Genomic DNA, 24,107 nt, shown 5'->3' with positions numbered 1-24,107 from the left:
TGCTACAAACTTGTATTGAAGTGCAAGTTTTGTCGCTGTATTCTCAGCATGTTCGATGACATTTCTTTCTTGCAGCAAGGCGACGAGCGTCGGCTATGCACTGATCTCTGCGAGTTCTTCCAGTAAAATAGCAAGGCGGGTTTCCCACTGACAAGCCACCGATCGCTTCTGACGAAGGAATGGTACAGGGTGCCAGTCAGCATTGATTGCCCGCATTGCGGTGTGGAGACGCGGACCGCGGGAATCGTGGCCGGTCCATCCAGCCTGGTAAGCATCGCAGGGCTATCGGCTGAGAGTGATGTCAAGCAAGCCTGGACGCGGTTTGGTGCGTTCGCATTCGTCGAGTCGCTCGGCGGTCGCACCGACAATATCGAGCGCTTCCTTCTCGGTCGTTTCCACAACACGTTTTCTTTCAGGAACGATCAGTTGGTGCAGGTCTGCGAGCACTGCGAGGAAAGTCTCGCGCCAAAAGTTATTCGTTCGGGCGTCATGAACGGCTTTGTGCGCCTCGGACAACGGCGGCTTCTGGTCAACGAACGTTTGCTACTGTTCTCATCTGCGGTGTCGCTCACGGAGTTTAGTGGTGGAACCTCGATCGAGGAATGCGACCTTCGTCTTCCAGACTACGCGATGATGCTCATCTGCGACACCGAAACCCAGAGCGGCGAAACCGGCACGCTTGAACTTTGGCACAGTGTTGCGCGAAACGACTATGCGTTTGTGGTCAAAGGCCAAGAGGGCCACGAATTGCTTCGCGATGGCCTCAATGATGATCTCATGGAGGTGACAGCCACCATTGGAACGCTCGGGTTGGTGTTAACCCAACTGCACCTGGCGCAGCCTTCGTCGCCCTATTGTGGTCTTGCCCGGGACCTCTTTCTCGAAGCCCTCGAACATGCCGGATATCAGCAGCAGATTTAGGAGCTACGCCGTGCGAATCATCAAAACGCTGTTTTGGCCGTTGGCCATAACAATTCCATTGGCCGCATGCGGGCAGCACGCCCAGTCTTCACGCCCGCTGCCGCCAGCACCGTATGCCTATCTTAGTTTGACCGCTTGCCGGCACTATCCCAGCAATATCGTCGAGTGCCAACTTGACTACGGTACACAGTTCGGGCGCCATCGTCTCGGCCCGGTACAGCAGGTCTCACGTGACCTCGCGACGAACCTCGATGGTTCTCGCTATCAGATCACTGCCTGCTGGCCGGTTTCGAGAGTTCAACGGGAACTACCCAATTTCACATGCCGAATCTCTCACGGGCAGTCAGGTGCCGATGCCGGTTCGGTGCTGGTCAAGGGTGGAACCGCTGTTCGTTTGGCGCGCATCCTGGGCGATCGAGACCAGATCGAGTATCGATGGAAGCCGGATCGTTGGTCGCGCTTACACGATTGATTTTGTGGAATATTTTTCAAGACGATATCGACCTTCGGGATAAAACTTGTACTCCAGTTATATTTTTCAGTTGATTTCCGGCGCGGATTGCAGTCCATAACTTGTATTGAAGTACAAGTTATGGACTGGTTCGGAATGGATGACAGCCCGCTTTCTTCTGTGATGAGACCGCGACCCAGAGTGTTACAAATAGCAGTCTGGCCTGCGGTAACGTCTGTGCTCCTGGCGACATGTCTTGCCGCAACGTCCGCCGAGAGCGACCCGTTCAAGATCGGCGAGAACCATGACCATGCCGATTGGTCCTTCCGGTTCGCGGGCGGAATCTCAAGTGAGCCCGGTGCGCTGTCAGCACTCGCCGTTGACGCTGACCCACAACCACCGCCAAGCATCGACCTCACCAGTTTCAATGAGCGTTTTTGGGGAGAGGCCAATACCAACGCAGTTCCCGCAAATCTGTCATTTGTTGCAGATCCAGCGACTGAACTTGACGACAGTACGCCAAAGCTACCGGGAGAAGCGGCCGGCAGCATGAGAGCACGGCGCGACCGCGCCGTGCTCTCTCCCATCAGTGTCTTCTCGTCTGACGCAAACGCCGTTCATCCGTCTGCCAATCCGGCCATCGAACCCCAAACGCCTTCCGATCGCACAAGGACGCAAGCCCGTCCCGACCTGCTTTCCGGCGTACCTGAAGATTACGCGGCCCTTGCGGTGGAAATTGCGGTTGAGGAGGAGGTCGATCCGAACTGGGTACTCTCGATCATGCGCGCGGAAAACGCGCAGTTCAATCCCGCATTTGTCAGTCCGGCCGGCGCCATCGGTCTGATGCAGGTCATGCCTGACATCGGCGAGGCCTTTGGCGTCCATGACCTCACCGATCCCGGACCGAACATTCGTGCAGGCACGCGTTTCCTGCGGGTGCTCATCGACAAGTATAGCAACCCTGTGCTGATCGCCTCCGCATACAATGCCGGAGAACCCCGCGTTGATGCGCATCAATCCCTGCCGCTGATCCGCGAAACCGCGGACTATGTGACGCGTGTTGTCGGCTACTACACCGGCAAGCCGGCAAGCTCCCAGCCCCCTACACGTGCTCCGACACCTGACTCTCAATCCAATAAGCACCGCCGATCAGGCCCGGCCGACCGGGCAAGGTCCCCGATGCTTGTTTTCTCAGCTGCAAGCCCGCTCGCGTCCGACAGCCGCCTCCCACAGCCGTTGAACGCGGCGCAACTCGGCGGTCCGGTCAAAATAGTCAAGGAAGAGGTACTTCAATGAACATAGTGGTCATGGCAATTCTTGTTGGCAGCGTCACCTGCCGCTCCCTGGTCAAGCGCAAGTGGGCCGGCCATGCCGCGATGGTGCTGCTTGCCGCCTCGGTGCTGTTCGTCAGTCAATACGAGCCGGCGGCAGCGCAGAGCCTCGATGCCCTGGAGAATGCTGCCGACAGACTGGTACAGTTCTTCACTGGCGCATTCGGCCGCTCCGTCGGGGCGATCGCGTTCATCGGAATGTTCCTTGCAGCGGCATTTGGCTTCTGGTCCTGGGGCGCGCTTCTGCGGGTTGGTGGAAGCCTCGCCGGCATGTTCGCTGCCGCTGAGCTTGTAGATTTCTTAGCTGGGGCGGGATCGTAATCATGTCGAACTCCGGCAACAAGAATTCAGGCGGGGACGACTATATCGAATCCTATCCCGTCATCCTTGCCCTCACGCGACCGCCGACCGTGATGGGGATCCCATACACCTACTTCCTGGCGGAATGCTTCGTCTCGCTGATGGTATTCATGGTGCTCGGCTCCATCCTGTGGTTTCCCGTTTCCTTCGTCATCCTGCACGGCATTCTTTATGTGCTGACGGTCAAACTCGATCTCTGGTTCTTCGACATCCTCGGCCGCCTCAGCATGTGCGGCGTCAATCCCCTCGGCCGCAAACTCGGCGGGGGTATCCGGACCTACGGAGCCTGACCGATGATCACGATGGCTAGATCGCTGAAGGGAAGTTTATCGAAGGGCTGGGAGATCTTCGCCGATCGCGGTATCTCGACCCACGTTCCCTTCTACGTTCCGATCGAAAACGGCATTATCCGGCTGAAGAGCGATTGCCTGGTGTCGACCCTGCGCCTCACAGGATTCTCGTTTGAAACGGCCGACATCGAGACGATCAACATGCTGCAGCGGCAGCGAAATTCGGCTTTCCGCGCCATTTCCTCGATCGGCAATTTTGCGCTCTATACCCATGTTGTCAGGCGCAAGGTAGCACCGTCCTTGCCGGCAACATTCACCGACCCCTTCATCCAGCGTCTCGATGATGTCTATCAGGCAAGCATCTCGAGGAATGAGATGTTCGTGAACGACACCTACATCTCGCTCGTCGTGCGACCACTGTTCAAACAAGGATCCGCGCTTTCCCGCATCATGGGCATTGGCGGCGATATCGTTCGCAAGGAGCAGTTTCGCTCGATGCGAGACAAACTGGTCGAGGCGACGAAAGCGCTCGAAAAATCGCTCGCCGCCTATGGTCCCAAAGTTCTGCGCGACATGCAGCGTGTCCAGGTGGACCTGGGCAACGGCAAGACGATCCATCGCGACTTTTCCGAAAGCATGGAGGTCGAGGAGGGGGCCCAAAAAATCTGGTTTTCGGAACAATGCGAGTTCTTCTACACGCTGCTGAATGGCGGGCGTGTCCGACCGATCCGCCTCGGCAACCTTCCCATAGACGCGATGCTGCCTGCGCGTCGCACATCGATCGGCAACCGGACCATTCATCTTCAGGGAGATACGCCTGGCGATGACCGCTATGCCGCGATGGTTTCCTTGAAGGAATATCCGCCCGAGACCGGCGCCGGGATGCTCGACTATATCCTTAAACTCCCATTTGAGATGGTGCTCACCCAATCCATGTCTTTCATTGACGACATGGCCGCGAGAAGCAGGATCGAACGCCTCGACAGGCAGCTGTCGAAGGCAGACGAGGGTGGTTCCAGCGTTCAAGCCAGTCTCGATATTGCGCGCGATGAACTGGCGAGGAAACGCGTTGCCTTCGCCGAGCATCATCTCACCGTCATGCCGGTGGCGAGATCGGCGGCCCAACTCGACGATGGCGTCGCCCTGATTGGCAACGAACTTGGTGCGTTGGGTGCCTCCTATGTCCGCGAGGATCTGAACGCTGAGCCGGCCTATTGGGCGCAACTTCCTGGCAATCAGGCCTATATTGCCCGTCGCGCCGTGATCTCGACGCTCAATTGCGCGGGCCTGAGCAGCTTCCACGCCTATCCCTATGGCAAGCCGGACGGCAATCATTGGGGTCCGGCGATCACCATATTCGAGACGACGTCAGGGACGCCGTTCTTCTTCAACTTTCACCAGGGCGATGTCGGGCACACGACGGTGTTCGGACCGACCGGCTCAGGCAAGACCGTCATCATGGCCTTCCTGATCCTTCAGGCCTACCGTGTCAGCCCACGGCTGAAAACGATCGTCTTCGACAAGGACCGCGGTCTCGACATCATGGTGCGGGCGGCCGGCGGAACCTATATGACGCTCGAACCCGGCGAGCCTTCCGGTTGGAACCCACTGCTCCTCGACGATACCGAGGAGAACCGCGTTTTCCTCTATCGTCTCTTAAGCTTCATGCTGAAGCCGGCGAAGGAAGGCGAAAGCCTGACTCCACAGGAAGAGACCATCATCCGCAGCGCGATCAAGTCGGTCCTCAAGACGAAGGACCGCTCCTATCGCCGCCTGTCATCACTCCGCGCCCTTCTGGCGGGCAGTGAGCGGACCGAGGGAAGCCTGATCGCGCGGCTCGACAAGTGGGTCGATCACGGCCCCTATGCCTGGCTCTTTGACAATGCCGACGACAATCTCGATATCTCCCGGCCGATGATCGGCTTCGACATGACGTCGATCCTCGACGATCCCCCCGTGCGTACGGCAGCACTCCTCTACATGTTCCATCGGCTTGATGAGGTCTATGACGGCAAGGCGCCGATCATCAACCTCATGGACGAAGCCTGGAAGCTGCTCGACGACGACGAATTCAAGCGCACCATGAAGGATTACTTCAAGACCATCCGGAAACGGAACGGTCTCGTTATCTTCGGCACCCAGTCGGCCGACGACGTGGTGCAGTCGAGCGTCAGCCGGACGATCATCGAGCAGACGTCGACCAATATCTTCTTCGCCAATCCGAAGGCTGACGAGAATTCCTACATGGAGCATTTCGGCCTTTCCAGGGCTGAATTCGATTGGGTCAAGAATGGCGACCCGGCCTCCCGCTTCATGCTGATCAAACAGGCGAAGAGCAGCGTGATCGCGCGTGTCGATATGTCCCATATGCCGGAGTTCATCAAGGTGCTGTCCGGCCGCGAGGAGACCGTGCGCGAGGTCGAGATGCTGCTCGACGAATATGGCAACGATCCGAAGAACTGGCTGTCGAAATTCTGCGACTGGGAGGGGGATGCGTCCGATGACCAACGCAAGATTTCCTGAACTGGCGACCGTCGGTGCCGTGGTACTGGCCAGCATGTTTACACCGGTAGCTAGCTTCGCGCAGGTCCCGGTAATCGACAATGCTCGTCGCAATATCCAGCAGGCGACGGAGAACTGGTACAAGACCTATCAGGCGGATACCCGAGCCTTGAAGGGCGCGTCGGGCGGAACGACCGACAGCGTTGCGCCCGGGCAGGGATCCGGTGCGCCGGCGGATTGCTCGGCCGAGGGCATGGCCGGTGAGACCATGCCTGCCAGCCCGTCGAAGCGCACGCATAGCCAGCAGGAAGTCGCCCGTATGGTCGTCGACGAGGCGATCCGCCAAGGGGTCGATCCCAATTTTGCGCTGGCGATCGCCGAGCAGGAATCACGCTTCCGCCAATCGGCGCGCTCGCCGGTTGGCGCGACCGGCGTCATGCAACTCATGCCGGGGACTGCGGCGGGTCTCGGCGTCAACCCTTATGATCTGCGGGACAACATCCGCGGTGGCGTCAAATACATCAAGCAACTGCAGGGCATGTTCGGCAATCGCTACGACCTAATCGCCGCCGGGTACAATGCAGGGCCTTATCGCCAGTCGCTGCAGAACGGCCGCATCCCCAATATTCCCGAAACCCAGGATTACGTCAAAAAGGTCTCAGCCTATTACAGCCGGAACAAGGCCGAGAACGGTGACCGGACCCCGTCGGGCGACGATGTCGAAACGGAAACCGTCAGTGATGCGCGCGGATGCGGGGAGCAGCTGAAAAAGGCGGTCGACCGCAATACTGAGGCGCAGGTCGAACGCGGTTCAGTCTGGAACGAGCTGCTCGGAAAATCGCTAGCGGCAAACCAGCAATATTTGCAGCGTCTGCAGGCTGGGCTTCAGTCTTCGTCTGCGGCCTTGCGCGGCTCGGGAGGCGGCAACGCCAGGGACCACGATGGTTCCCCCGTCATGGCTGAAGTCCAGTGCCCCTCGACAATCATCGATACCGGCAGCACCCGATGCTTTGCGGTGCCAACGACCGCCACCACAGATCAGATTCAGCGTTGGCTCGAGGACCTTCAGGAGCAGGCACGCGCCAGTGGCGATGTCGCGACCTTCTCGGTGTTGGAGGATCCCGCACTTGGGCTCGTGACGGTCGTTGACGCCACGCCAACGGCAAATTGAACAGAAAGAGAGAGAGGACAGGCAGATGAGAAAAATCATTATCGCCGCGGCGCTCAGCATCACCACTTTGTCGCACGCCTTTGCGCAGGTCCCGGTCAAGGACGCGGCCAATATCGCGATAAGCGAGAGCATCAAAGAGCTTTCGAAGCAGATCCAGGGCGACACGTCCATCGTCAAGGACAACACAATCAAGACGCTTCAGGCGATCACCGGCGACCGGTCACAGGATGCGAGCCAATTTGCCAAGCTTGCGACCGGCAATGGGTTCAGTATGGGCCAGGCGCCTGATTTCAACAGCATCCTGTCGGGCAATGAAGCGTTGTTCGGCGGCATCAGCGGTGAATTCCAGAACACGGCCGCCAAGCTCATCAATGGGCTCAATCTGGTGAAAATGGTCGTCGATACCGTCAAGGGCGGCGAGCTGTCGGGCGCCAATAAGGCCTATTCGCAAGGGATCAACGCGCTGACGACGCTGACTGCCCTTACCGATGCAATGAACAGCGCCACCAAGGACCGGCAGAACGCCTTCATGCAGGCGACGGAGCAGATCGGCACGGCGCAGGATCTGAAGGGCGCGTTGGAACAGAACACGCAGATGGTGCTCCAGGGTAACCAGACCGCCAACGAGGCCGTCGGCTCGCTGAATAACCAGGTGATGCTGCTGAACCAGCAGTATAAGGCGGCACTCGCGACCTCATCGCAGAACCTCAAGACCTTCGCAACGCTTCCCGACAGCGTGATGCGCGACGGCGGAGGCGGCGCAGACGCAGCTTCGGTTCGCGACCAGTTGCGGGCATTCGAGGAACAGAACCAGTGAGATTTCTCCCTGTGCCGATCCTCGCTCTTATTATCTTGTCCGGATGCGCAGGCAAGTACGAACAGCTGGCCAAATGCGCCGCCAACGAGAACCCAGTGCCGGCGCTTGGCTACGAGGCACAGCAGAAACCGACGGCGCCGCAACAGGCGCTCGCGGAAATCGTCAGCAGTGATTGCGGTCCGATGCGACCCGTCAATTCCTTCCAGGGGGGATGATGGATCCGGTCAGCTACGCCGTCAATTTTTATGGCGATGCACTCGCATACTTCGACAAGATCAACGAGGCGTCGCTGGAGAAAGCATGGGGGCTGTTCGCCGAGAACAGCAATCTGGTCTCATCGATCCTGGCACTGTTCCTCATTCTCTATTTCCTTTGGGGGGCACTCGGTCTTTCGAGCGTATCTCTTCAGGACATGGCGATCACAGCCTCGAAGCTTGCGTTTGCCTATGCCCTGATCATGTCCTGGGCGACTTTCTACGACAACATCGGCCAGTTCATTCTGACCTCCCCCCAGGATCTAGGTGCTGCCATTTCCTCGGCGATGGGCGGGGAAACCGCCGGCTCCGATCTTGCGAGCCAGGTCGCCAGCATGTCCCGCAAGGTCTACGACTTTGCCATGCAGCTCTTCAATTCCTACGAGTCCGGATGGCTGCCGAACGTCACCGGTGCGGTGGTGGTGTTCATCGTTCTCGTTTTCGGCCTCCTGCCGATGTTGCTGATCCTGACCGGCGTGACACTGTTCGCCAAGATGATCACCGCCGTCATGCTGGCCATCGGCCCGATCGCCATCCTTTCCTATTTCTTCGGCATGACGCGCTTCGTTTTCGATGCGTGGGTGAGGGGCATCGCCTACGGGATGTTCATGCTGCTCTTCACCTATGTCATGGCAGGACTGTCGTTCGGCTTCCTGATCGGCATGATGGACACGATCAGTGGTGACATGGCGACCAAGGAAAACGCACTGGCGATCGTGCTGGCGATGGTGCTCTATCTGGCGCTGATCTCCTATTTCATTTTCCAGGTTCCTGATTTTGCACGAACATTTGCCTACGGCACGATGACGTCGGGTACGCCCGGCGGAGGCGGCGCCAGTACGTTATATGGCGCTGCGCGCGCGCGACTCGGTTCGAGCACGTCCAGAGGCGGGCAGGCTGCCGCAGTGGCCCTTGGCATGCTGGCGGGGCCAAAAGGCGCATTGACGGCCGCAGCGCTTGCCGGCCGCGGCGGAATGGCTGGCGCTGGTGCGCTCGGCCGAATGCTGACCATGCGCCGGCGGAACGGCGAATGAGGCGAAATATGCGCTGGTCAAGCCTGGGTTTTGCGTACGGAAACCGGATTTGCCGACAACACAATTGGCAAACATCCATGACGATCATGATTTTGGGGATAGAACGTGGCATTGTTCAGAAGGCAATTGCGAGCCGCACCAACCGACCAGGTTGCCGGGCCGCAGGACATCTACGACCAGCACCTTTCCTGGGGTGAGAAGAACCGTTCGCTTCGCACCCTGATCGGCATCATCCTGCTGGGGTTTGCCCTGGCCGGCTGGGCTGTTGCAGGCGTGTTGTCGTTTTCGGTGGCGCAGCTCTTTCCGCTCGTTCGCACCGAGGTCGTTCCGCTGATCGTCGACCGGAACACAGGTTACATGGAGACGGTGACCACGCTCAATAAAGACCGTGCGACGGTTTCGGAAAACCAGGCCGTGCGCGCCGCCTTCGCCGGCAACTACGTCATCCGCCGCGAAACCTACGATCCCCGCTATCTGTCGGATAATTTCGACATGATTGCGCTGTGGTCAGAACCCGGCTCGCAGGCTTTCAAGGACTACGAGGCCTGGATGAACCCCTCCAATCCGAGGGGGCCGGTCAAGACGCTCGGTGCAACCGGCGAAATTCGTCCGGAAATCCTCTCGGTCAATCCTCTCAATCCCTCGACCATGGCCGTTCGCTTCGAGACACGCGAACGTCGCCGTGGCGGCGAGGTCGTCACGCGCTGGTCGGCGACCATACGCTACCGGCAGATCAACCTGCCCGCCAGCAACCGGGTCCGTCTCTATAATCCTCTCGGTTTTGTCGTGACCGAATATGCGAGGGTTCCCGAAACCATGCCGTCGGGGATCACGCCATGATGAGGCGGATGGCAGCAATTTCCCTTCTGGTAGTGCTCGGGCCGCTGGCTGCACATGCTGAACTGGTTGCCAGGCCGGGTCGCCTCGACCCCAGAATCCGCTCACTTCCCTATTCGGCCGAGCAGGTCTTCCTCGTAACGGGCACCTACGGGCTGGTGACAACGATCCTCTTCGGAGCCGACGAGGACATAACCCAGGTTGTCGCCGGCGATACCGTCTCCTGGCAGATCCTCACCTCGGCCGACCGGCGCTCACTCACCCTGAAACCGATGGAGAAGGACGCGGCCACCAATCTGTCGGTGGTCACAACGAAGCGAACCTACTCCTTCGACCTGCGTGTCAACGACACCAAGGCGATGCAGAACCAGACCTTCAAGTTGCGCTTCACCTATCCGGAAGACGCGGGTCTCAAAGGCACGGCAGAACTCTGGAAACAGGCGCAGGATGCGCAGCGCAATCCCAACATCAAGAACATTCGCCGCGACAAGGTCAATTACGACTACGGGTTCAAGGGCAGCGACGGAGCCAAACCGCTCTGGGTCTTCGACGATGGATTGAAGACCTTCATGAAATTCACCGGCGACATCCCGGCAATCTTCATTGTTGACGCCAAACGTCGTGAAAGCCTCGTGAACTACCGCCGCGAGGCCGATTACATCGTGATCGACAAGGTGTCGCGGCAGTGGACGCTTCGGTTTGGCACCGAGAGCGAGACCTGCCTCTTCAATCTCCGGACCGCCCCTGCCGATGTGCCCGCACCGATCGAGGGTGCGGTCGCGCCGAAGCGAATTGGCAGCGGAACATCCAACCAGCAATCGCAGTCAAGATAGGAGGCACGCCATGTCCGATCCCAATTACCATTCGATCGACACCGATACCTCCATCGGTGGAGAGGTGAGGCGCGGTGGCATAGGTCTCATGCGCCCGTTTGCCGTCGTCGCGGGCATTGCGGGCGTTGGCGCTGTCCTTTATTTCCTTCTGGCTGGCGGGGAGGCGGAGCCGCCGATCGATACGACGCCTCGCGAGGAATTCCGGCCGGTCCAGACACCGCGAAACGAGGGGTTCCGGGCGCCGTCACCGCCGCCGCTGCCCACGGTCGAAATTCCGGAAGCACCACCCCCACCTCCGCCGCCACCGGCGCCGCGTGTGCCGGCCGCGGCCCCTGTCGCACCGCCCGCCGAGATCGATTGCTCCCGGGGCAAAAATCCCGACGACCCGAAATGTATCGAGCTGGAGCGGAAGGCCAAATTGCTTGAACGCGTCCGCTCATCCGCGATGGTCTTCGATCAATCCGACCAGACCAGGGGCGCGTCGGCGACGTCGTCCGATACATCGGGATCGGGTCTGTTCGGGGCAAACGGCACGCCGGGTGCATCCACGGCCGTGAATGGAGAAGCCGGCGCTGCTGTCGATGGTGATCGTGCCTTCTTGAAGGCGATGGGCGGACAGGGTGTGGAGGTGTCGGTCGCAACCGAGAACCGTCGCATCGATGCCTGGATACCGCAGGGCACGATGATCCGCGGAACGCTCGAAACAGCCATCAACTCCGATCTCGCCGGCATGGTGAAAGGGATTGTGCGCGAGGATGTCTATTCCTTCGACGGTCGGCGTATTCTCATTCCGGCCGGATCCTCGCTGATCGGCGAGTACAAGTCCGGCGTCCAAAGGGGGCAGGAGCGCATCCTGATTGTCTGGACGCGGATGATCCGCGGCGACGGCGTTTCCGTGCAGCTTGGCTCCTATGGCACCGATCGCCTCGGCCGCTCGGGCATGACAGGCATCGTCGACCGCAAGAACTGGGAGAGGTTCGGACCGCCGGCGCTGATGACGCTGATCGGCGGCGCGACACAATACATCGCGCAGCTTGGACAGAGGCAAGATCGCTACATCACCATCGTCAACGACAACGGCAGCGTCACCCGCATTCCGCAGGACAATGGCGAGACGCCTCAAGATCGCGCCCGCGCGATTGCCGCCGAGACCATCGCATCGGGCATCCAGCAAATGGCAGCAACGGCATTTGAGGATTCCCGCAACATCCGTCCGACCATCCATATTCCGCAAGGGTCCGATATCAACGTCTTCGTGACGCGTGATCTCGATTTTGCCGGCCTCTATCCCGACCCGGTCCGCCAAGAGTTCGAGCGACTGCGCAAGGTGAGATACGGCAAATGAACGCACGCCCCCAGATTTCAGCTGAACAGCACTTTCTGACCGAGGCGCTGGAACCGATCCGGTCATTCCTCGACGATCCCGCTGTCGTCGAAATCTCTTGCCAGCGCAGCAACGAGGTCTGGCTGGAGAAGATCGGGCAGCTCCGGATGGTGCGCCATGAGATCGAGGGACTGGACCAGGATGTCATCCGCCACATGGCGGCTCGTGCCGCCTCATTCACAAAGCAGACGATCAATGCGGAGAATCCGCTTCTGTCGGCGACACTGACGGGCGGCGAGCGCGTCCAGTTTGTCTTGAGCCCGACCTCGGCAACCGGTCACGCCTTCTCGATCCGCAAGCAGTTTATCCGACGGTTCGACCTCAACGACTATGAGGAGGCGGGCGCCTTTCGCTTCACCAAGGTCACCGGTGACGATTATCTCGATGATGTCGATATCGAGCTCTCGCGATTGTTGCGGATCGGGAAGGCGCGGGCATTCCTGGAACTGGCCGCCGCCAACCATCGGAGCATCCTGATCTCGGGCGGAACATCCACCGGGAAGACGACCTTTCTCAACACGATGCTCACCGCCATCCCGAACCACGAGCGCTTCATCCTGATGCAGGACACGGCCGAGCTCGAGCCGTTGCAGGAGAATGTTGTTTCGTTGCTCGTGTCGAAGGGCGGACAAGGGGAGGCGAGGGTGACGATGGGCGACCTCCTTGCCACGGCGCTTCGCCTCCGGCCCGACCGCATCTTCATGGGCGAGCTGCGCGGCGACGAGGCCTTCGATTTTCTGAACGCCATCAACACCGGTCACCCTGGCTCGATGTCAACCATCCACGCCAACTCGCCGCGCCATGCCTTCAACCGCCTCTCGACGCTGGTGCTCAACAGCAATGTCCGCATGGAGCGCGACGATATCATCCGCTACATCCGCTCGATCATCCCGATCGTAGTCCAGTTGAAGAAGAGCGATGCCGCCGGCGGGCGCGGTGTCAGCGAGATCTATTTTGCCGACGAGGTTGATGAACATGGCCAGCGTATTCACAGACGGAGAGATTGATCGCCCGAAATGGACGGGCCTCCAGAAACTGTCTTTTCTCACCCTGCCTGTCGCGCTGGTTGGCGTGGTCTGCATATGGCTTGCCTTCTTCACCTTGATCTACGACGCCTATGTCGTTTCTTTCGGTTCACTGTCGTATTTCGACTATGTGGGCCACGCGCGGTTCGCTGATGCCGCCCGCTACACCTGGTCGATCATCCATACGCGCAACACGGTTGGTTTGTCGCTTCTGGCATTCGCGCTTGCATCACCCTTCCTGTTCTTTCTGATGTGCATCTGGATGCTCAAGGGCGGAAGGGCGCTGTCGCGCAAGATCCTTTATCTCCTGCATGTCCGTTCGATGTTCAGCCTGATTGCGATGACCGCGCTGATATTTGCCGCGGCCTGGGCTGGTGCTTTCATCTACGGCTTCGCCTTTTATCTCGTCGCCTCGAAGGCTGGCGAACATGCCGATATCGCCAGCTATTATGGTAGCCATCTCGCCGCCATGTATCAGGCGCCGTTCGGGACGACCGATGCAGCCGGTGGCTACCAGCGGCCATCCCGGCAGACGGTCCAGGCTACACTCGTGGGGCTTGCCGCCGCCTGCGCGCTGGTGGGGTTTCCGATCGGTGCGGCAATCCAGAAGCGTCAGCAGATGATCATGGGCAAGGCCCGCCTTGCCACCCTCAAGGATGCGGCTGACTTTCGCCTGCGCGACAAGCACGGGATCGTGCTCGGGCTCAAGCAAGGGCTTCTTCTGCGCAATGACGGCGACCAGCATGTGATGCTGATCGGCTCGCCGGGGCAGGGGAAATCACGCGGCTTTGTCATTCCCTCGATGATGAGTTTTGAGGGATCGCAGGTTGTGCTCGACATGAGCGGTGAGCTGTTCGAGCAAACCTCCGGTTTTCTGAGGGACAAGGGCTTTGAGACCTTCCTGCTGGCGCCGGGATCGAAATTCACCGACGGTTACAATCCGCTCGACCTGATCAGCACCGATCCGCACCAGCGGATCACCGATCTCCAGAAGCTGACACAGATGCTGCTGCCGGAACGATTGCGCTCGGATTCCTCCGACTTCTGGGAGGAAAGCGCCCGGATCCTGCTCACCGCCATGCTTGGCTTTGTTCTCGAATGCCCGGACACCCGCAAATCGCTCAGCGAACTGTATCGTATCCTCAACTCGATGTCCGACGAGCGCACAGCGATTGTCCAGCTGCTGGAGAACTACGAGAAAGTCCTGTCCGACCAGACCCGCATGCAGCTTACCAAGTTTGCCGGACGCCATGAGAAGCTGGGCGAGGGGATCGCAGCGGAGATCGTCGCGAAGCTGAACTTCCTCCAAAATCCCCTGGTCGAGGCACTGACGTCGATCACCACCATCCCGATCGACCGTATTCGTCGGCGCAAGATGGTGATCTACATCCAGGCCGACTGGAACGCCATTCAGATCTACGAGCGCCTGATCTCGATGTTCATCCAGCAAATGGCCGACAAGCTGGTCCAGATGGGTCCGCTGCCCAATGGCGAGCACGAAGTCATGATGATGCTTGACGAGTTCGGCAATGGCGGCCGCATCGACACGGTGCTGACGCTCGCGCCACTGATACGAAAGAACGGTGTGCGTTTCGTCTTCATTCTTCAGGACGGCGCCCAGTTGGAGCGATTGTACCAGCGATCGGGCCAGAAGATCCTGATGGGGGCGTCGACGATCAAGGTCTTCATGAACTTCCAGAACCAGGACGACGCGATGGCGGTCTCGTTGGCGGCCGGGAAGACGACGGAATGGGTCGAGCAATCGTCTTACTCCCATCGCCACGGTCGCCGTCAGCGCTCGATCTCGAAAGTGCCGGTCTCCGTCGATCTTCTTCCGGTCAACACGCTGATGATGATGAAGCCGGAAGAGGCGATCCTGCAGGTCACCGGCATGCCGGTGATGCGGATCATGAAACTGGACGCGGGCGGCGAACGGATGTTTGCGAAGGTGCGCAAGTTCAAAATGGTGCCGAAGCCCTGTATCAAGCCCGTTGAGTGGACGATCGCTGACAGTGACCGTTTCGAGTCCACCGCGCCGCCCTCTTCAGATGCGGCCTCGCCGGGCGATCGGTCAGGTGCCGAACCAGGAGCTGATATCGACCTTGTTGCGATCGAGCGTGTCCGCAAGCCCCAGGACCTGCGCTTCATCGTCAAGGAAGGCGTTCGTCACGTTTATATCTCCTCCCTCGATGAATTGCGTCGCCGGCTGGACCTGGATGAGACGCGGGCGGCAGGTGTCGCCGAAGAAGACCTTGGCGACGGGCAGCAGCCGTCGGGACGGAAGCCCGCGCAGGACGCGGTCGGCCGGAAAGCAAAGCGGGGCGAGGTGAAAGACGCGCACGCCAAGCTTTCTAGCGACATCGATCTCGATATCGATGAAGAAAAGCTTGGCCAGAACATCTATACGGGATCTCCGAAGAGACGGCGCAATCCTCAGGATGGCTCATCCGTTTCCGCAGGTGCTTTCCCCGACCAAACAACCGGTTCGCCCATTCTCAAACGCCAGGAAGTGAGAGAAGCATTCGGGGGCGATCTTCAAGCTTTGAATGATGCCGTCTTCCGGCAAGCCGGGAAAAGCGTCATTGAGCCGGAAGAGTTGAATGCGGACGTCGAACTCCTGATAGACACGCTTTCGGGTAGATTGGCGGAGGACAGTTCGAGAGTCTGGCTACGCGAGTTCGCTGGCGCGGCGCGGGATCCGTTGGGCGAAGATAACGCAAAGCCCGACACTGAGCCGAGCCGCGCATAGTCCAAGGCCAACCGTCAGGCGGAGCGTCATGCTGCATCATCCCACCTCCAAAACGGCTAAACCTTCGCGCTTTCACCCGGTCGCATAAATACAGTTTCTAATATGCGAATTAGGCGTTCTGGATTTCTTGATGCGCTTGCTCCTCTGGCTGTGAGACCCGCTCTGAAAGGCGCATCCGGCAACGATCATTGAGAAGCGTCTTAATTCCTGATTCACGGCCTGGGTGTAATGGTTACGAAATCGATCTGTAGTCGGCACTTTGAAAGTCCGGCAGTGCATGAAGCGTTGGAAGGAAGATCGAAATGTGTGGAATTGCTGGCTACCTGAACTCGCTGGAGACGCCGGCGGAGTCTGCGCTGCTTTCCCGCATGGCCGCAACGCTTGCGCATCGCGGCCCCGATGCGACGGGGATGTTCACCGCACCCGGCCTCGGCCTCGCCCATGCGCGGCTTTCCATCGTCGATATAGCGGGTGGCGCCCAGCCCATGAGCCTACCCGACGGCGGTCCCGTCATTTCTTTCAACGGCGAAATATTCAACCACATCGAATTGCGCGAAGACCTCATGCAGCGGGGACGATGTGTTCGCACCCATTCCGATACGGAAGTTATACTGCATCTCTACGAGCTTTATGGAGCTGATTGCGTCCAGCATCTCAACGGCGACTTCGCTTTCGCGCTGTGGGATCGGCGGCTAAAACGGCTGATGCTAGCCCGTGACCGGATCGGCGTGCGTCCGCTCTATTATGCAAGACGTAGCAATGGCCTGTTCTTCGGCTCGGAAATCAAGGCGCTGGTCGCGGTGCCGGGCATCGTGCCGGAGCCGGACCCGTTGGCGCTCGACCAGATTTTCACCCTCTGGTTTCCGCTCGCCCCCCGAACGTCCTTCAAGGACATTCTCGAACTACCGCCCGGCCATGTGCTGCTGGCGCAGGCGGGCCGTGAGGCGCACGTCTCGCGCTATTGGCAGCCCTCCTTTCCGGACGCCGACGAGGCGCGTGCGCCCTGCGACGAAGCCGCGGTAAAGGACGAACTCGCCGCGCTCCTGACCGACGCCGTGCGCATCCGCCTGCGCGCCGACCGGCCCTGCGGCGCCTATCTCAGCGGCGGCCTCGATTCCTCGCTGATAGCGGCGCTCGCGGCCAGGCAATCACCGGAGCCGTTGAGCACCTTCTCCGTCACCTTCGAGGCGGCGGATTTTGACGAGAGTGCAGCCCAACAAACAATGGCGGTGGCGCTCGGAACGCAACACAGCGCGCTGTGCTGCCCGTTCGATGCGATCGCCGCCCTGCTGCCGGAGGTGATCCGCCATGCTGAGCAGCCGCTGCCGCGCACTGGGCCTGTGCCGCTTTACATGCTGGCCGCCCATGTCCGAAAAAGCGGTGTGAAGGCCGTGCTGACCGGTGAGGGGGCCGACGAGGTCTTTGCGGGCTACGACATCTTCAAGGAAGCCAAGCTCCGGCGCTTCGCGCACCGTCAGCCCGGATCGCGCCGACGACCGCTTCTCTTCCAGCGGCTCTATCCCTATCTGCCGCGCCTCAGCCGCCAGTCGCCCGCCTATCTCTCGGCCTTTTTCTCGGCGACGTCCGACATGGCCGATCCGCTCTATTCGCACCAACCGCGTTTCCGCCTTGCGGCGGGAACGAAGGTGTTCTTCTCCCGCGCGCTTGGCGATGCGTTGAAGGGCTACGATGTGCTGGACGACCTGCGCAGCCGCCTGCCGGAAGCGTTCCATCGCTGGCACGCGCTGCACCAGGCACAATATCTGGAAATGACCGGCCTGCTGCCGGGCTATATCCTTTCCTCCCAGGGCGACCGGATGAGCATGGCGCACGGCGTCGAGGGGCGCTATCCGTTCCTCGATCCGCGTCTTGTCGATTTCGCCGCCCGCATTCCGCCGCGTCTCAAGCTGAAGGGGCTGACCGAAAAGCACAACCTGCGCGATATCGCCGCCGATCTTCTGCCCCCCGAAATCCGAAATCGCCCGAAGCAGCCCTATCGCGCGCCGGACGCGGCTCTGCTGCGGCCGTCCGGCCCGGTTCCGCAGGCGCTTTCGGAGGCGGCGATCCGGCGTGAGGGACTTTTCGATCCGGCTGCCACGGCTAGGCTTGTGCGCAAGCTCCAGTCCCAATCGTCGCCCGGCACCCGCGACGCTATGGCGCTGACCGGCATCTTGTCGACACAGCTTTGGCGTGAACAATTTCCGCATCCTTCCGGGGAGAAGGAAGCGCCGCTCAGGGAAATGGCAGGTCAATGATGAATCCCGTACTCTTGTCGTCCATTCGCGGCTTTATTGCCGACAACTTCCTCTTTCGCAGCGCTGACGAGGCGCCCGGCGATGACGAATCCCTGCTTGACAGCGGCATCGTCGATTCCACCGGCGTGCTGGAGATCATCGCCTTCCTTGAGCAAACGCACGGGGTAACGGTGGCCGACAGCGACATCGTGCCGGACAATCTCGACACCATCCGCCGTATCGCCGCCTATGTCGAGCGCAAGCAGGCGGCCTGAGAGTGAGGCCGGAAGATGCGGCTTGAGGATCATCTGCGCGTCTATGCCCGGCGGCTGCCGCAAAAGACGGCGCTGACGGCGAACGGCACAAAGCTTTCCGCCGCCGCTCTCGATGCGGCCAGTCACCGGCTTGCCGGCGCATTGCGCGATGCGGGCGTTCGGCCTGGTGATCGCGTCGTTCTTTTCCTCGACAACGGCGCAGAATATGTCGCTGGGCTGTTCGCCATCTGGAAGGCCGGGGCTGTCGCTTGTCCGCTGCATCCATCTACACGGGTAGCGAAACTCGGTGCGATCCTGGAAAACCTCGGTGCCGTGGCGTTGCTGACGCAGGCGAGGCTTTTGCCGGTGGCGCATGCCTCTATCGCCGCGTGCGGCCTGTCCGTCTCTCTTTTCGCCGCGGACCAGCAGGGAGATTCCCCTGGCGAGCCGCTCTTCCGCCTTGAGGCGGTGGCCGCGTGCGGGCCGCCGTCAGCACCGGCGGAGGTTCCGGCGGGGCTGGCGCTGATCCTCCACACGTCCGGCTCCACCGGCGCGCCGAAGGGCGTGATGCACACCCATGCGAGCCTCGGTGCGGCCTGCGTCGCGATCTGTGCCTATCTCGGTCTGACAGAGGACGATGGCGTCTTCAATGTGCTGCCGCTTTCCTTCGGCTACGGTCTGACGCAGGTGCTGATGGTGATGATGACGGGCACCACGCTGCATCTGGAGAAATCCTTTGCCTTTCCGGCTTTTGCGCTGCAACGGCTCGCGGAAAGCCGGGCGAGCGTTTTTCCGCTGGTTCCTTCTATCGCCTCGACGATTGTCGCGATGGATGGTCCTGTTCCCGGCTTCCTGCCGGACGTGCGCACCATCACCAGCGCCGCTGCCGCCATGCCGCCCACGGTCACGGACAAGCTGCAACGGCTCTTTCCCGCTGCGCGCCTGCATCTGATGTACGGCCAGACGGAATGCATCCGCGCCGTGACCTTGCCGCCGGAGGCTACCGCCACGCATCCGGTCTCCGTGGGCTTCGCCATTCCCGGCACGCAGGCCTTCGTGCTGGACGAGAGCGGCGAGGTCGCTCCGCCGGGCGCGGTGGGAGAACTGACGGTGCGCGGCCCGCATGTCATGGCCGGCTACTGGAACGACCCCGCGGCGAGCAACGCTAAGCTCAGAGATGTGGGGGGTGACGGCGTGCGCACGTTGCTGACCGGCGATCTCTTCACCGCCAGCGCCGACGGGTTCCTGACCTTCGTCTCGCGTTCCGACGATATCATCAAGTCGCGCGGCGAGAAGGTCAGCCCGCAGGAGGTGGAGCGGGCGCTCTATGCGATCGAGGGCGTACGAGACGCCGCCGTGGCCGGCGTGTCGGATGACTTTCTGGGTGAGGCGGTGAAGGCTTTCGTTGTGCTCGCTCCGGGCTCGGAACTGGGTCGGCGCGACATCCTGCTGCGGCTTTCGGAAACGCTTGAAGACTACATGCTGCCCAGGATCGTCGAATTCTGTGACGTCCTGCCAAAGACGGCGAGCGGAAAAGTGCGGGTAGAGCGGATGCCGTCGCCCAAAATGCAGGGAGAAATAGACGATGAGCTTTAGCGCGGAGGATCTGCGGCTGGATGCCGAGGTGGAAATTGCCCGCATCGGCGACTGGATGATGGAAACCTTGCGTACGCCGTTGCGCCGGCGCGGCGTCGTGGTCGGACTTTCGGGCGGCATCGACAGTTCGGTGACGGCGGCGCTGGCGGTCAGGGCGCTCGGGGCGGACCGGGTGTTCGGCCTGTTCATGCCGGAAGACGAATCCGATCCGCAGAGCCTGGCGCTGGGGCGGGAGCTGGCGCAAACGCTCGGTGTCGCCACTGTCGTCGAGACGATCGGCCCCATCCTTGCTGCCGCGGGTTGCTACGAGCGCCGGGACGCATTCATCCGCGAAATCCTGCCCGACTATGGCGAGGGCTGGCGCTGCAAGGTGGTTCTCGAATCGCCCTTTTCCGGGCGCGGGCTGGCGCTTTCGTGGCTGGTGGCCGCCGACCCCGCCGGGCGCGAGGTCAAGAAGCGCATGCCTGCTTCCGTCTATCTCGGCATGATCGCCGCCGCCAACATGAAGCAGCGCACCCGCAAGCAGCTCGAATACTACCACGCCGACCGGTTGAACTACGCCGTGGCGGGCACGCCGAACCGGCTGGAATATGATCAGGGCTTCTATGTCAAGAACGGCGACGGCGCCGCTGACCTGAAGCCGATCGCCCATCTTTACAAGACGCAGGTCTATCAATTGGCCGAGGCGCTCGGGGTTCCGGAGGCGATCCGTCGCCGCCCGCCGACGACCGATACGTGGTCGCTGCCGCAGACGCAGGACGAATATTATTTCTCGTTGCCGCATGGCCTGATGGATATTTGTCTCTATGCCCTGAACCACGGCAGGAGCGCGGCAGAAACCGCCGCCGCCACAGGCATGCAGACTGACGAGGTGGAGGCGGCGTGGCAGGCGATTGCGGCCAAGCGCCGGGTAGCTGTTTCACTCGGCGCGCCGCCGCTGACCCTGCTTCCGGTCAGTTAAAACGGTTTCCGATCAGCGGCGACCAGGTTTCTCCCGCAAGGCCGGAAATCAGCGCCGCGCCACCGTCGAGCGCCCGGCGTATCTCCGCATCCTGGGTGTGGGCGACGGTGAAGCTGCGCCCGAGAAACAGCGCTTTGCGGCTGAGTAACGGCGCTGTCAGCCAGGGCTGGCCGCTGCCGCGGATGGCCGCGCAACCGGCATCATGGGCATGATGAAGCATATCGTCGAGGGTGGCATCCACGCGCTCCGGCCGGGCGAGCAGCTGGAGTGTCCAGGCGATTCCGCCGGGCCGTCCGTAATAGACATAGGCGCCGAGAGGGGAGCCATCCTTTTCATAGGCGACGCGCCGGACGATTTTCCCATAGAGCGGCTTTTCCGACGCCTGTCGGAGCAGCCAGCGGAGCGTTCCTTCATTCCAGTCCGGCTGCAACGTGTGGGCGGTCGCAAGGGTCAACAGCGCCTCAGCCAGTTCCGGTGCGTCCGCGTCGCGGAAGACGGGCGCTCTCGGATTCGCGGTCTGCAAGCGGAAAGGTTCGATCCGGGCAAGACGCGCGACCCCGTCCGCCAGCTTTCCGAAGGGCTTTAACAGCCTACCGGCTGGATGCACGTTCGCCGTGATTGCACCGACCGCCGCGCCGGGCCGCAGAAGCCGCAGCCAATTCAGGCTGTAGGCAGTCAGGGGGCCGTGGCCGAGGCCACGCCACATTCGCAGCGCGGTGGCGTTCGCCGTCTCGCTGATCGATACATCTTGCGGGCCGGAAAGGAAGGAGCGCAGCAGCCGCACACCTGCCAGCGGATTCTCACTCGGATGCTCCACCATCATTGAACCGGCGCAAGCCGCCCGAACGGGGCGGCCCTCAATGACCATCTTTACTGGAATGATGCCGATAAAGCCGCCAACCTTGCCGGTTTCATCCGCCAGCACTTGAGAAGTCAGTTCGTCGTCAGCGTGAGGATGGTTCAGAAACGTATCCGAAAGCGCAGCCTTGACCGCCGGCGAGGCCGCGGCGCTGCTGCGGAACGTCTTCTGGAAGAGACGGGCAACGTCGTCCAGGTCATCCTTGTGAAGAGCACGAATGATTTGCGGTTTAGATTTCAAGGGCCTGCCCAGATCGACGCATAACGACTTTGTATCGGTGAGAGCCTCCCAACCCATCGATTTTGAACTGCTCTTGTCCTGACCCCTACTACATCATACTGGATGCGCCAGCCGTGGTCGCATAACTTAAACCGAATGGTCTCCGGTAAACTCGGCACGGTCAGGGCGGCCTCATCCAGATCACCATAGCAAAAGGGACGAATGGATGGTTGTGATGTTTTCAATGTTGTACCTGGCCTAACTACGAACTTGCTCATGAAAATTTCAAGTAAATGTAGAGCCGTTATTGACCCTTCCGAAAGGTAAGACGTTCTGCGGCCCAGCCCTTTGCCAGCCTCCGATCTTCCTCCGGTATCGCGGAGAGGCAGATGAGCGCAACAATATAGGTCGTCGCACCCACCGGTATGGACAGTGTAAGGCCGATAAGATCGTTTTTCCACATGAGCAAGGCCCAAGCTGCGCTCGCGCAGAGCGCGGCGGAGAGAACGATCTTGAGCAGGGGCCATATCCGAACCGGGGTGTCGAGCGCAACGCGGCAATAGGCCAAATATATTATAGCGGTTACGGTTGAGGTCACACCCTTGACGAAGGCCGCGCCCATCGCTCCCCAGAGCGGAGTCACGACCAGAAGGGCGGCCATGCTCGCAACGCCTTCCCAGACGGACAGGTGCAGAACGACGCCGGTGCGCTCTCTGGCAAGCATCAACCGATAGGGAACCGTTGTCAGCACCTGGGCAAAGGCGAAGGCGACAAGAACGGCGCCTATTTCGCCAGCCGGGCGGAACGCCTCGCCGAACATGGCTGGCACCAGAACGGGCGCTATCGCGGCCCCCCCAAAGCATATCGGCGCGAGGAGAAGGGAGAGCCCCAAAAGGCTGCGCTGATAGGCGCAGATGAGGCCGGCAGAATCCTCTCTGTCCTGATAGGATGAAAAAAGCGGAACGAGAACGGCAGCAAGTGAGAAGGTCAGTTGCACGATCATGCTGGCCATCGTCGCGCCGGCGGCATATTGTCCAATCTCGGTGACGCCGAGATATGCGCCGATGACCGCCAGTTCAACACGGGAACTCAAGAGTGCCGCCAGTCCGCCGGACATCCAGTTGTTGCGCGCATAGGTATTGACGGCTGAGGGAACGCTGTAATCCGCCGGAGCGGCTTCGAATGCGAAGTAGCGTCGCAACCCCAGCGCCTGTGGCAGGTGGCGGACCATTTGGCCGAGGATCGCGCCCGCGGGGCCGAGGAAAACCGCGCCTACTGCGACGGAAACGGGCTGAATGAGGCAACCTGCGACGGTGTTCACGCTGGTCTGGCGGAAGTGACCCAGCCCTTGGGCGACACCGAGGGAAAGTGTTGAGTAGGCGTAGCACAGGAACAGCCCGGCCGTCGCCATCCAGACCCAGGCTGTTGCCGGACTTCCGGTTGAATATCGCCACATGGCGAAGCCGGCCATTACAGTTGCCAGTAGGCCGGTCGAGAGCGCGAACCGCCTTGTGAGCGCTCGTAGTAGCGCAATGCGTTCGCTATCACTCCCCTTCGCGGCAAAGCGGAGTAATGCCTGTGGAAGGCCGAGGTCGGAAACCAGGGTCGCGGCAGTCATGATCCACAGCGCGTAGGCAACGATCCCTGAGCCATTCACGCCAAGGACGCGGGCAACGATAATGCTACTGCCGAACCCGGCGATCAACGATGCCAACCCGGCGGCCGTGTTCATCATTGATGCGCCAAACATGATGCATGTTCCTGACCGGTACTGAATCCAAGACCTACTGCCAACTGTTTTGCCGTGAGCCGGCGCCCGTCAACCCGAGACGCCCGGAACAGGCATCCTGATCCGGAAAGATCGATTAAGGTCGGCCATGCGCAATGGCAGGATCATATTCCATGAATACCGATACAGACAGGAGTTTAAGATTGCGTATGCATCCTACGCCTTTGGGTTGCTTTTCGGCGCTCGGTTAAGATGTTGGTAAGTGCCATCCGCTACGTTTTGCCGGTCGGAAATGT

General features: G+C 60.6%; 21 protein-coding genes. 19 read left to right on the top strand and 2 right to left on the bottom strand.

Annotated features, from left to right (window positions below; translation table 11 throughout):
* Window positions 1-189: 189 nt before the first annotated feature.
* From N5D22_RS21920 to nadE, 19 genes are all read left to right on the top strand, one after another.
* The gene (locus N5D22_RS21920) at window positions 190-921 is read left to right on the top strand and encodes a hypothetical protein (RefSeq protein WP_234797305.1); all 732 of its coding nucleotides are present in this window, start codon (window positions 190-192) and stop codon (window positions 919-921) included.
* Window positions 922-931: 10 nt separating this feature from the next.
* Entirely contained in the window at window positions 932-1,393 is a 462-nt protein-coding gene (locus tag N5D22_RS21915) for a hypothetical protein (RefSeq protein ID WP_125269948.1), read from the top strand.
* 216 nt (window positions 1,394-1,609) lie between these two features.
* On the top strand, window positions 1,610-2,668 hold the full coding sequence (locus N5D22_RS21910; protein WP_051517881.1) for a lytic transglycosylase domain-containing protein: 1,059 nt from the start codon (window positions 1,610-1,612) through the stop codon (window positions 2,666-2,668).
* Window positions 2,665-3,024 (top strand): TrbC/VirB2 family protein, encoded by a 360-nt coding sequence (locus tag N5D22_RS21905; protein WP_051517880.1) that lies wholly within the window; start codon window positions 2,665-2,667, stop codon window positions 3,022-3,024. Before N5D22_RS21910 ends, N5D22_RS21905 begins: the two co-directional genes overlap by 4 nt.
* 2 nt (window positions 3,025-3,026) lie before the next feature.
* Complete coding sequence (locus N5D22_RS21900; RefSeq protein ID WP_036588732.1) at window positions 3,027-3,353, top strand: VirB3 family type IV secretion system protein; 327 nt, start codon at window positions 3,027-3,029, stop codon at window positions 3,351-3,353.
* A gap of 3 nt (window positions 3,354-3,356) precedes the next feature.
* Window positions 3,357-5,876 (top strand): VirB4 family type IV secretion/conjugal transfer ATPase, encoded by a 2,520-nt coding sequence (locus tag N5D22_RS21895; RefSeq protein ID WP_036588729.1) that lies wholly within the window; start codon window positions 3,357-3,359, stop codon window positions 5,874-5,876.
* Entirely contained in the window at window positions 5,854-7,026 is a 1,173-nt protein-coding gene (locus tag N5D22_RS21890) for a lytic transglycosylase domain-containing protein (RefSeq protein ID WP_036588781.1), read from the top strand. The genes N5D22_RS21895 and N5D22_RS21890 overlap by 23 nt, the downstream gene beginning before the upstream one ends.
* Window positions 7,027-7,051: 25 nt before the next feature.
* Window positions 7,052-7,843, top strand: coding sequence for a hypothetical protein (locus tag N5D22_RS21885; protein WP_036588726.1), 792 nt, complete (start codon window positions 7,052-7,054; stop codon window positions 7,841-7,843).
* Window positions 7,840-8,058, top strand: a complete 219-nt coding sequence (locus tag N5D22_RS21880) for a hypothetical protein (protein ID WP_036588724.1) — start codon at window positions 7,840-7,842, stop codon at window positions 8,056-8,058. Before N5D22_RS21885 ends, N5D22_RS21880 begins: the two co-directional genes overlap by 4 nt.
* Window positions 8,058-9,131, top strand: coding sequence for a type IV secretion system protein (locus tag N5D22_RS21875; RefSeq protein ID WP_036588777.1), 1,074 nt, complete (start codon window positions 8,058-8,060; stop codon window positions 9,129-9,131). The genes N5D22_RS21880 and N5D22_RS21875 overlap by 1 nt, the downstream gene beginning before the upstream one ends.
* A gap of 105 nt (window positions 9,132-9,236) precedes the next feature.
* A complete protein-coding gene (locus N5D22_RS21870; RefSeq protein WP_036588721.1) occupies window positions 9,237-9,971 on the top strand; it encodes a type IV secretion system protein in 735 nt (244 codons plus the stop codon).
* Window positions 9,972-9,979: 8 nt separating this feature from the next.
* The gene (locus tag N5D22_RS21865) at window positions 9,980-10,801 is read left to right on the top strand and encodes a TrbG/VirB9 family P-type conjugative transfer protein (RefSeq protein WP_234797306.1); all 822 of its coding nucleotides are present in this window, start codon (window positions 9,980-9,982) and stop codon (window positions 10,799-10,801) included.
* 10 nt (window positions 10,802-10,811) lie between these two features.
* Window positions 10,812-12,146 carry a type IV secretion system protein VirB10 gene (gene virB10, locus N5D22_RS21860; RefSeq protein WP_036588719.1) on the top strand — a complete coding sequence of 445 codons (1,335 nt, stop codon included), beginning with the start codon at window positions 10,812-10,814 and terminating at the stop codon, window positions 12,144-12,146.
* Complete coding sequence (gene virB11 / locus N5D22_RS21855; protein ID WP_279658001.1) at window positions 12,143-13,192, top strand: P-type DNA transfer ATPase VirB11; 1,050 nt, start codon at window positions 12,143-12,145, stop codon at window positions 13,190-13,192. The genes virB10 and virB11 overlap by 4 nt, the downstream gene beginning before the upstream one ends.
* Window positions 13,104-15,959, top strand: a complete 2,856-nt coding sequence (locus N5D22_RS21850; protein WP_279681069.1) for a type IV secretory system conjugative DNA transfer family protein — start codon at window positions 13,104-13,106, stop codon at window positions 15,957-15,959. The genes virB11 and N5D22_RS21850 overlap by 89 nt, the downstream gene beginning before the upstream one ends.
* Window positions 15,960-16,261: 302 nt before the next feature.
* Window positions 16,262-18,214, top strand: coding sequence for an asparagine synthase (glutamine-hydrolyzing) (asnB, locus tag N5D22_RS21845; RefSeq protein ID WP_036588713.1), 1,953 nt, complete (start codon window positions 16,262-16,264; stop codon window positions 18,212-18,214).
* Window positions 18,211-18,468: an acyl carrier protein gene (locus tag N5D22_RS21840; protein ID WP_318282853.1), complete on the top strand. Its 258-nt coding sequence runs from the start codon at window positions 18,211-18,213 to the stop codon at window positions 18,466-18,468. The genes asnB and N5D22_RS21840 overlap by 4 nt, the downstream gene beginning before the upstream one ends.
* Before the next feature lie 15 nt (window positions 18,469-18,483).
* Window positions 18,484-20,043: a class I adenylate-forming enzyme family protein gene (locus N5D22_RS21835; RefSeq protein WP_036588711.1), complete on the top strand. Its 1,560-nt coding sequence runs from the start codon at window positions 18,484-18,486 to the stop codon at window positions 20,041-20,043.
* Window positions 20,033-21,004 (top strand): NAD(+) synthase, encoded by a 972-nt coding sequence (gene nadE, locus N5D22_RS21830; protein ID WP_036588707.1) that lies wholly within the window; start codon window positions 20,033-20,035, stop codon window positions 21,002-21,004. The genes N5D22_RS21835 and nadE overlap by 11 nt, the downstream gene beginning before the upstream one ends.
* On the opposite strand, the gene N5D22_RS21825 is transcribed toward nadE, so the two are convergent.
* On the bottom strand, window positions 20,997-22,103 hold the full coding sequence (locus N5D22_RS21825) for a hypothetical protein (protein ID WP_155269260.1): 1,107 nt from the start codon (window positions 22,101-22,103) through the stop codon (window positions 20,997-20,999). The two genes, nadE and N5D22_RS21825, sit on opposite strands and share 8 nt — an antisense overlap.
* 283 nt (window positions 22,104-22,386) lie before the next feature.
* On the bottom strand, window positions 22,387-23,832 hold the full coding sequence (locus N5D22_RS21820) for an oligosaccharide flippase family protein (RefSeq protein WP_036588702.1): 1,446 nt from the start codon (window positions 23,830-23,832) through the stop codon (window positions 22,387-22,389).
* Window positions 23,833-24,107 lie beyond the last annotated feature (275 nt).

It is taken from the genome of Agrobacterium sp. GD03872 (assembly GCF_029840625.1).
Classification (GTDB): domain Bacteria; phylum Pseudomonadota; class Alphaproteobacteria; order Rhizobiales; family Rhizobiaceae; genus Agrobacterium; species Agrobacterium fabrum_A.
This window is presented reverse-complemented; position numbering and strand designations above follow the sequence as displayed.

Bases quoted from the DNA above. Each gene is read 5' to 3' on its own strand.
- N5D22_RS21850 (WP_279681069.1), top strand. From the start codon at position 13,104: ATGCCGCCGGCGGGCGCGGTGTCAGCGAGATCTATTTTGCCGACGAGG.
- N5D22_RS21905 (WP_051517880.1), top strand. From the start codon at position 2,665: ATGAACATAGTGGTCATGGCAATTCTTGTTGGCAGCGTCACCTGCCGC.
- N5D22_RS21885 (WP_036588726.1), top strand. From the start codon at position 7,052: ATGAGAAAAATCATTATCGCCGCGGCGCTCAGCATCACCACTTTGTCG.
- nadE (WP_036588707.1), top strand. From the start codon at position 20,033: ATGAGCTTTAGCGCGGAGGATCTGCGGCTGGATGCCGAGGTGGAAATT.
- virB10 (WP_036588719.1), top strand. From the start codon at position 10,812: ATGTCCGATCCCAATTACCATTCGATCGACACCGATACCTCCATCGGT.
- virB11 (WP_279658001.1), top strand. From the start codon at position 12,143: ATGAACGCACGCCCCCAGATTTCAGCTGAACAGCACTTTCTGACCGAG.
- N5D22_RS21835 (WP_036588711.1), top strand. From the start codon at position 18,484: ATGCGGCTTGAGGATCATCTGCGCGTCTATGCCCGGCGGCTGCCGCAA.
- N5D22_RS21875 (WP_036588777.1), top strand. From the start codon at position 8,058: ATGGATCCGGTCAGCTACGCCGTCAATTTTTATGGCGATGCACTCGCA.
- N5D22_RS21890 (WP_036588781.1), top strand. From the start codon at position 5,854: ATGACCAACGCAAGATTTCCTGAACTGGCGACCGTCGGTGCCGTGGTA.
- N5D22_RS21865 (WP_234797306.1), top strand. From the start codon at position 9,980: ATGGCAGCAATTTCCCTTCTGGTAGTGCTCGGGCCGCTGGCTGCACAT.
- N5D22_RS21895 (WP_036588729.1), top strand. From the start codon at position 3,357: ATGATCACGATGGCTAGATCGCTGAAGGGAAGTTTATCGAAGGGCTGG.
- asnB (WP_036588713.1), top strand. From the start codon at position 16,262: ATGTGTGGAATTGCTGGCTACCTGAACTCGCTGGAGACGCCGGCGGAG.
- N5D22_RS21820 (WP_036588702.1), bottom strand. From the start codon at position 23,832: ATGTTTGGCGCATCAATGATGAACACGGCCGCCGGGTTGGCATCGTTG.
- N5D22_RS21840 (WP_318282853.1), top strand. From the start codon at position 18,211: ATGATGAATCCCGTACTCTTGTCGTCCATTCGCGGCTTTATTGCCGAC.
- N5D22_RS21900 (WP_036588732.1), top strand. From the start codon at position 3,027: ATGTCGAACTCCGGCAACAAGAATTCAGGCGGGGACGACTATATCGAA.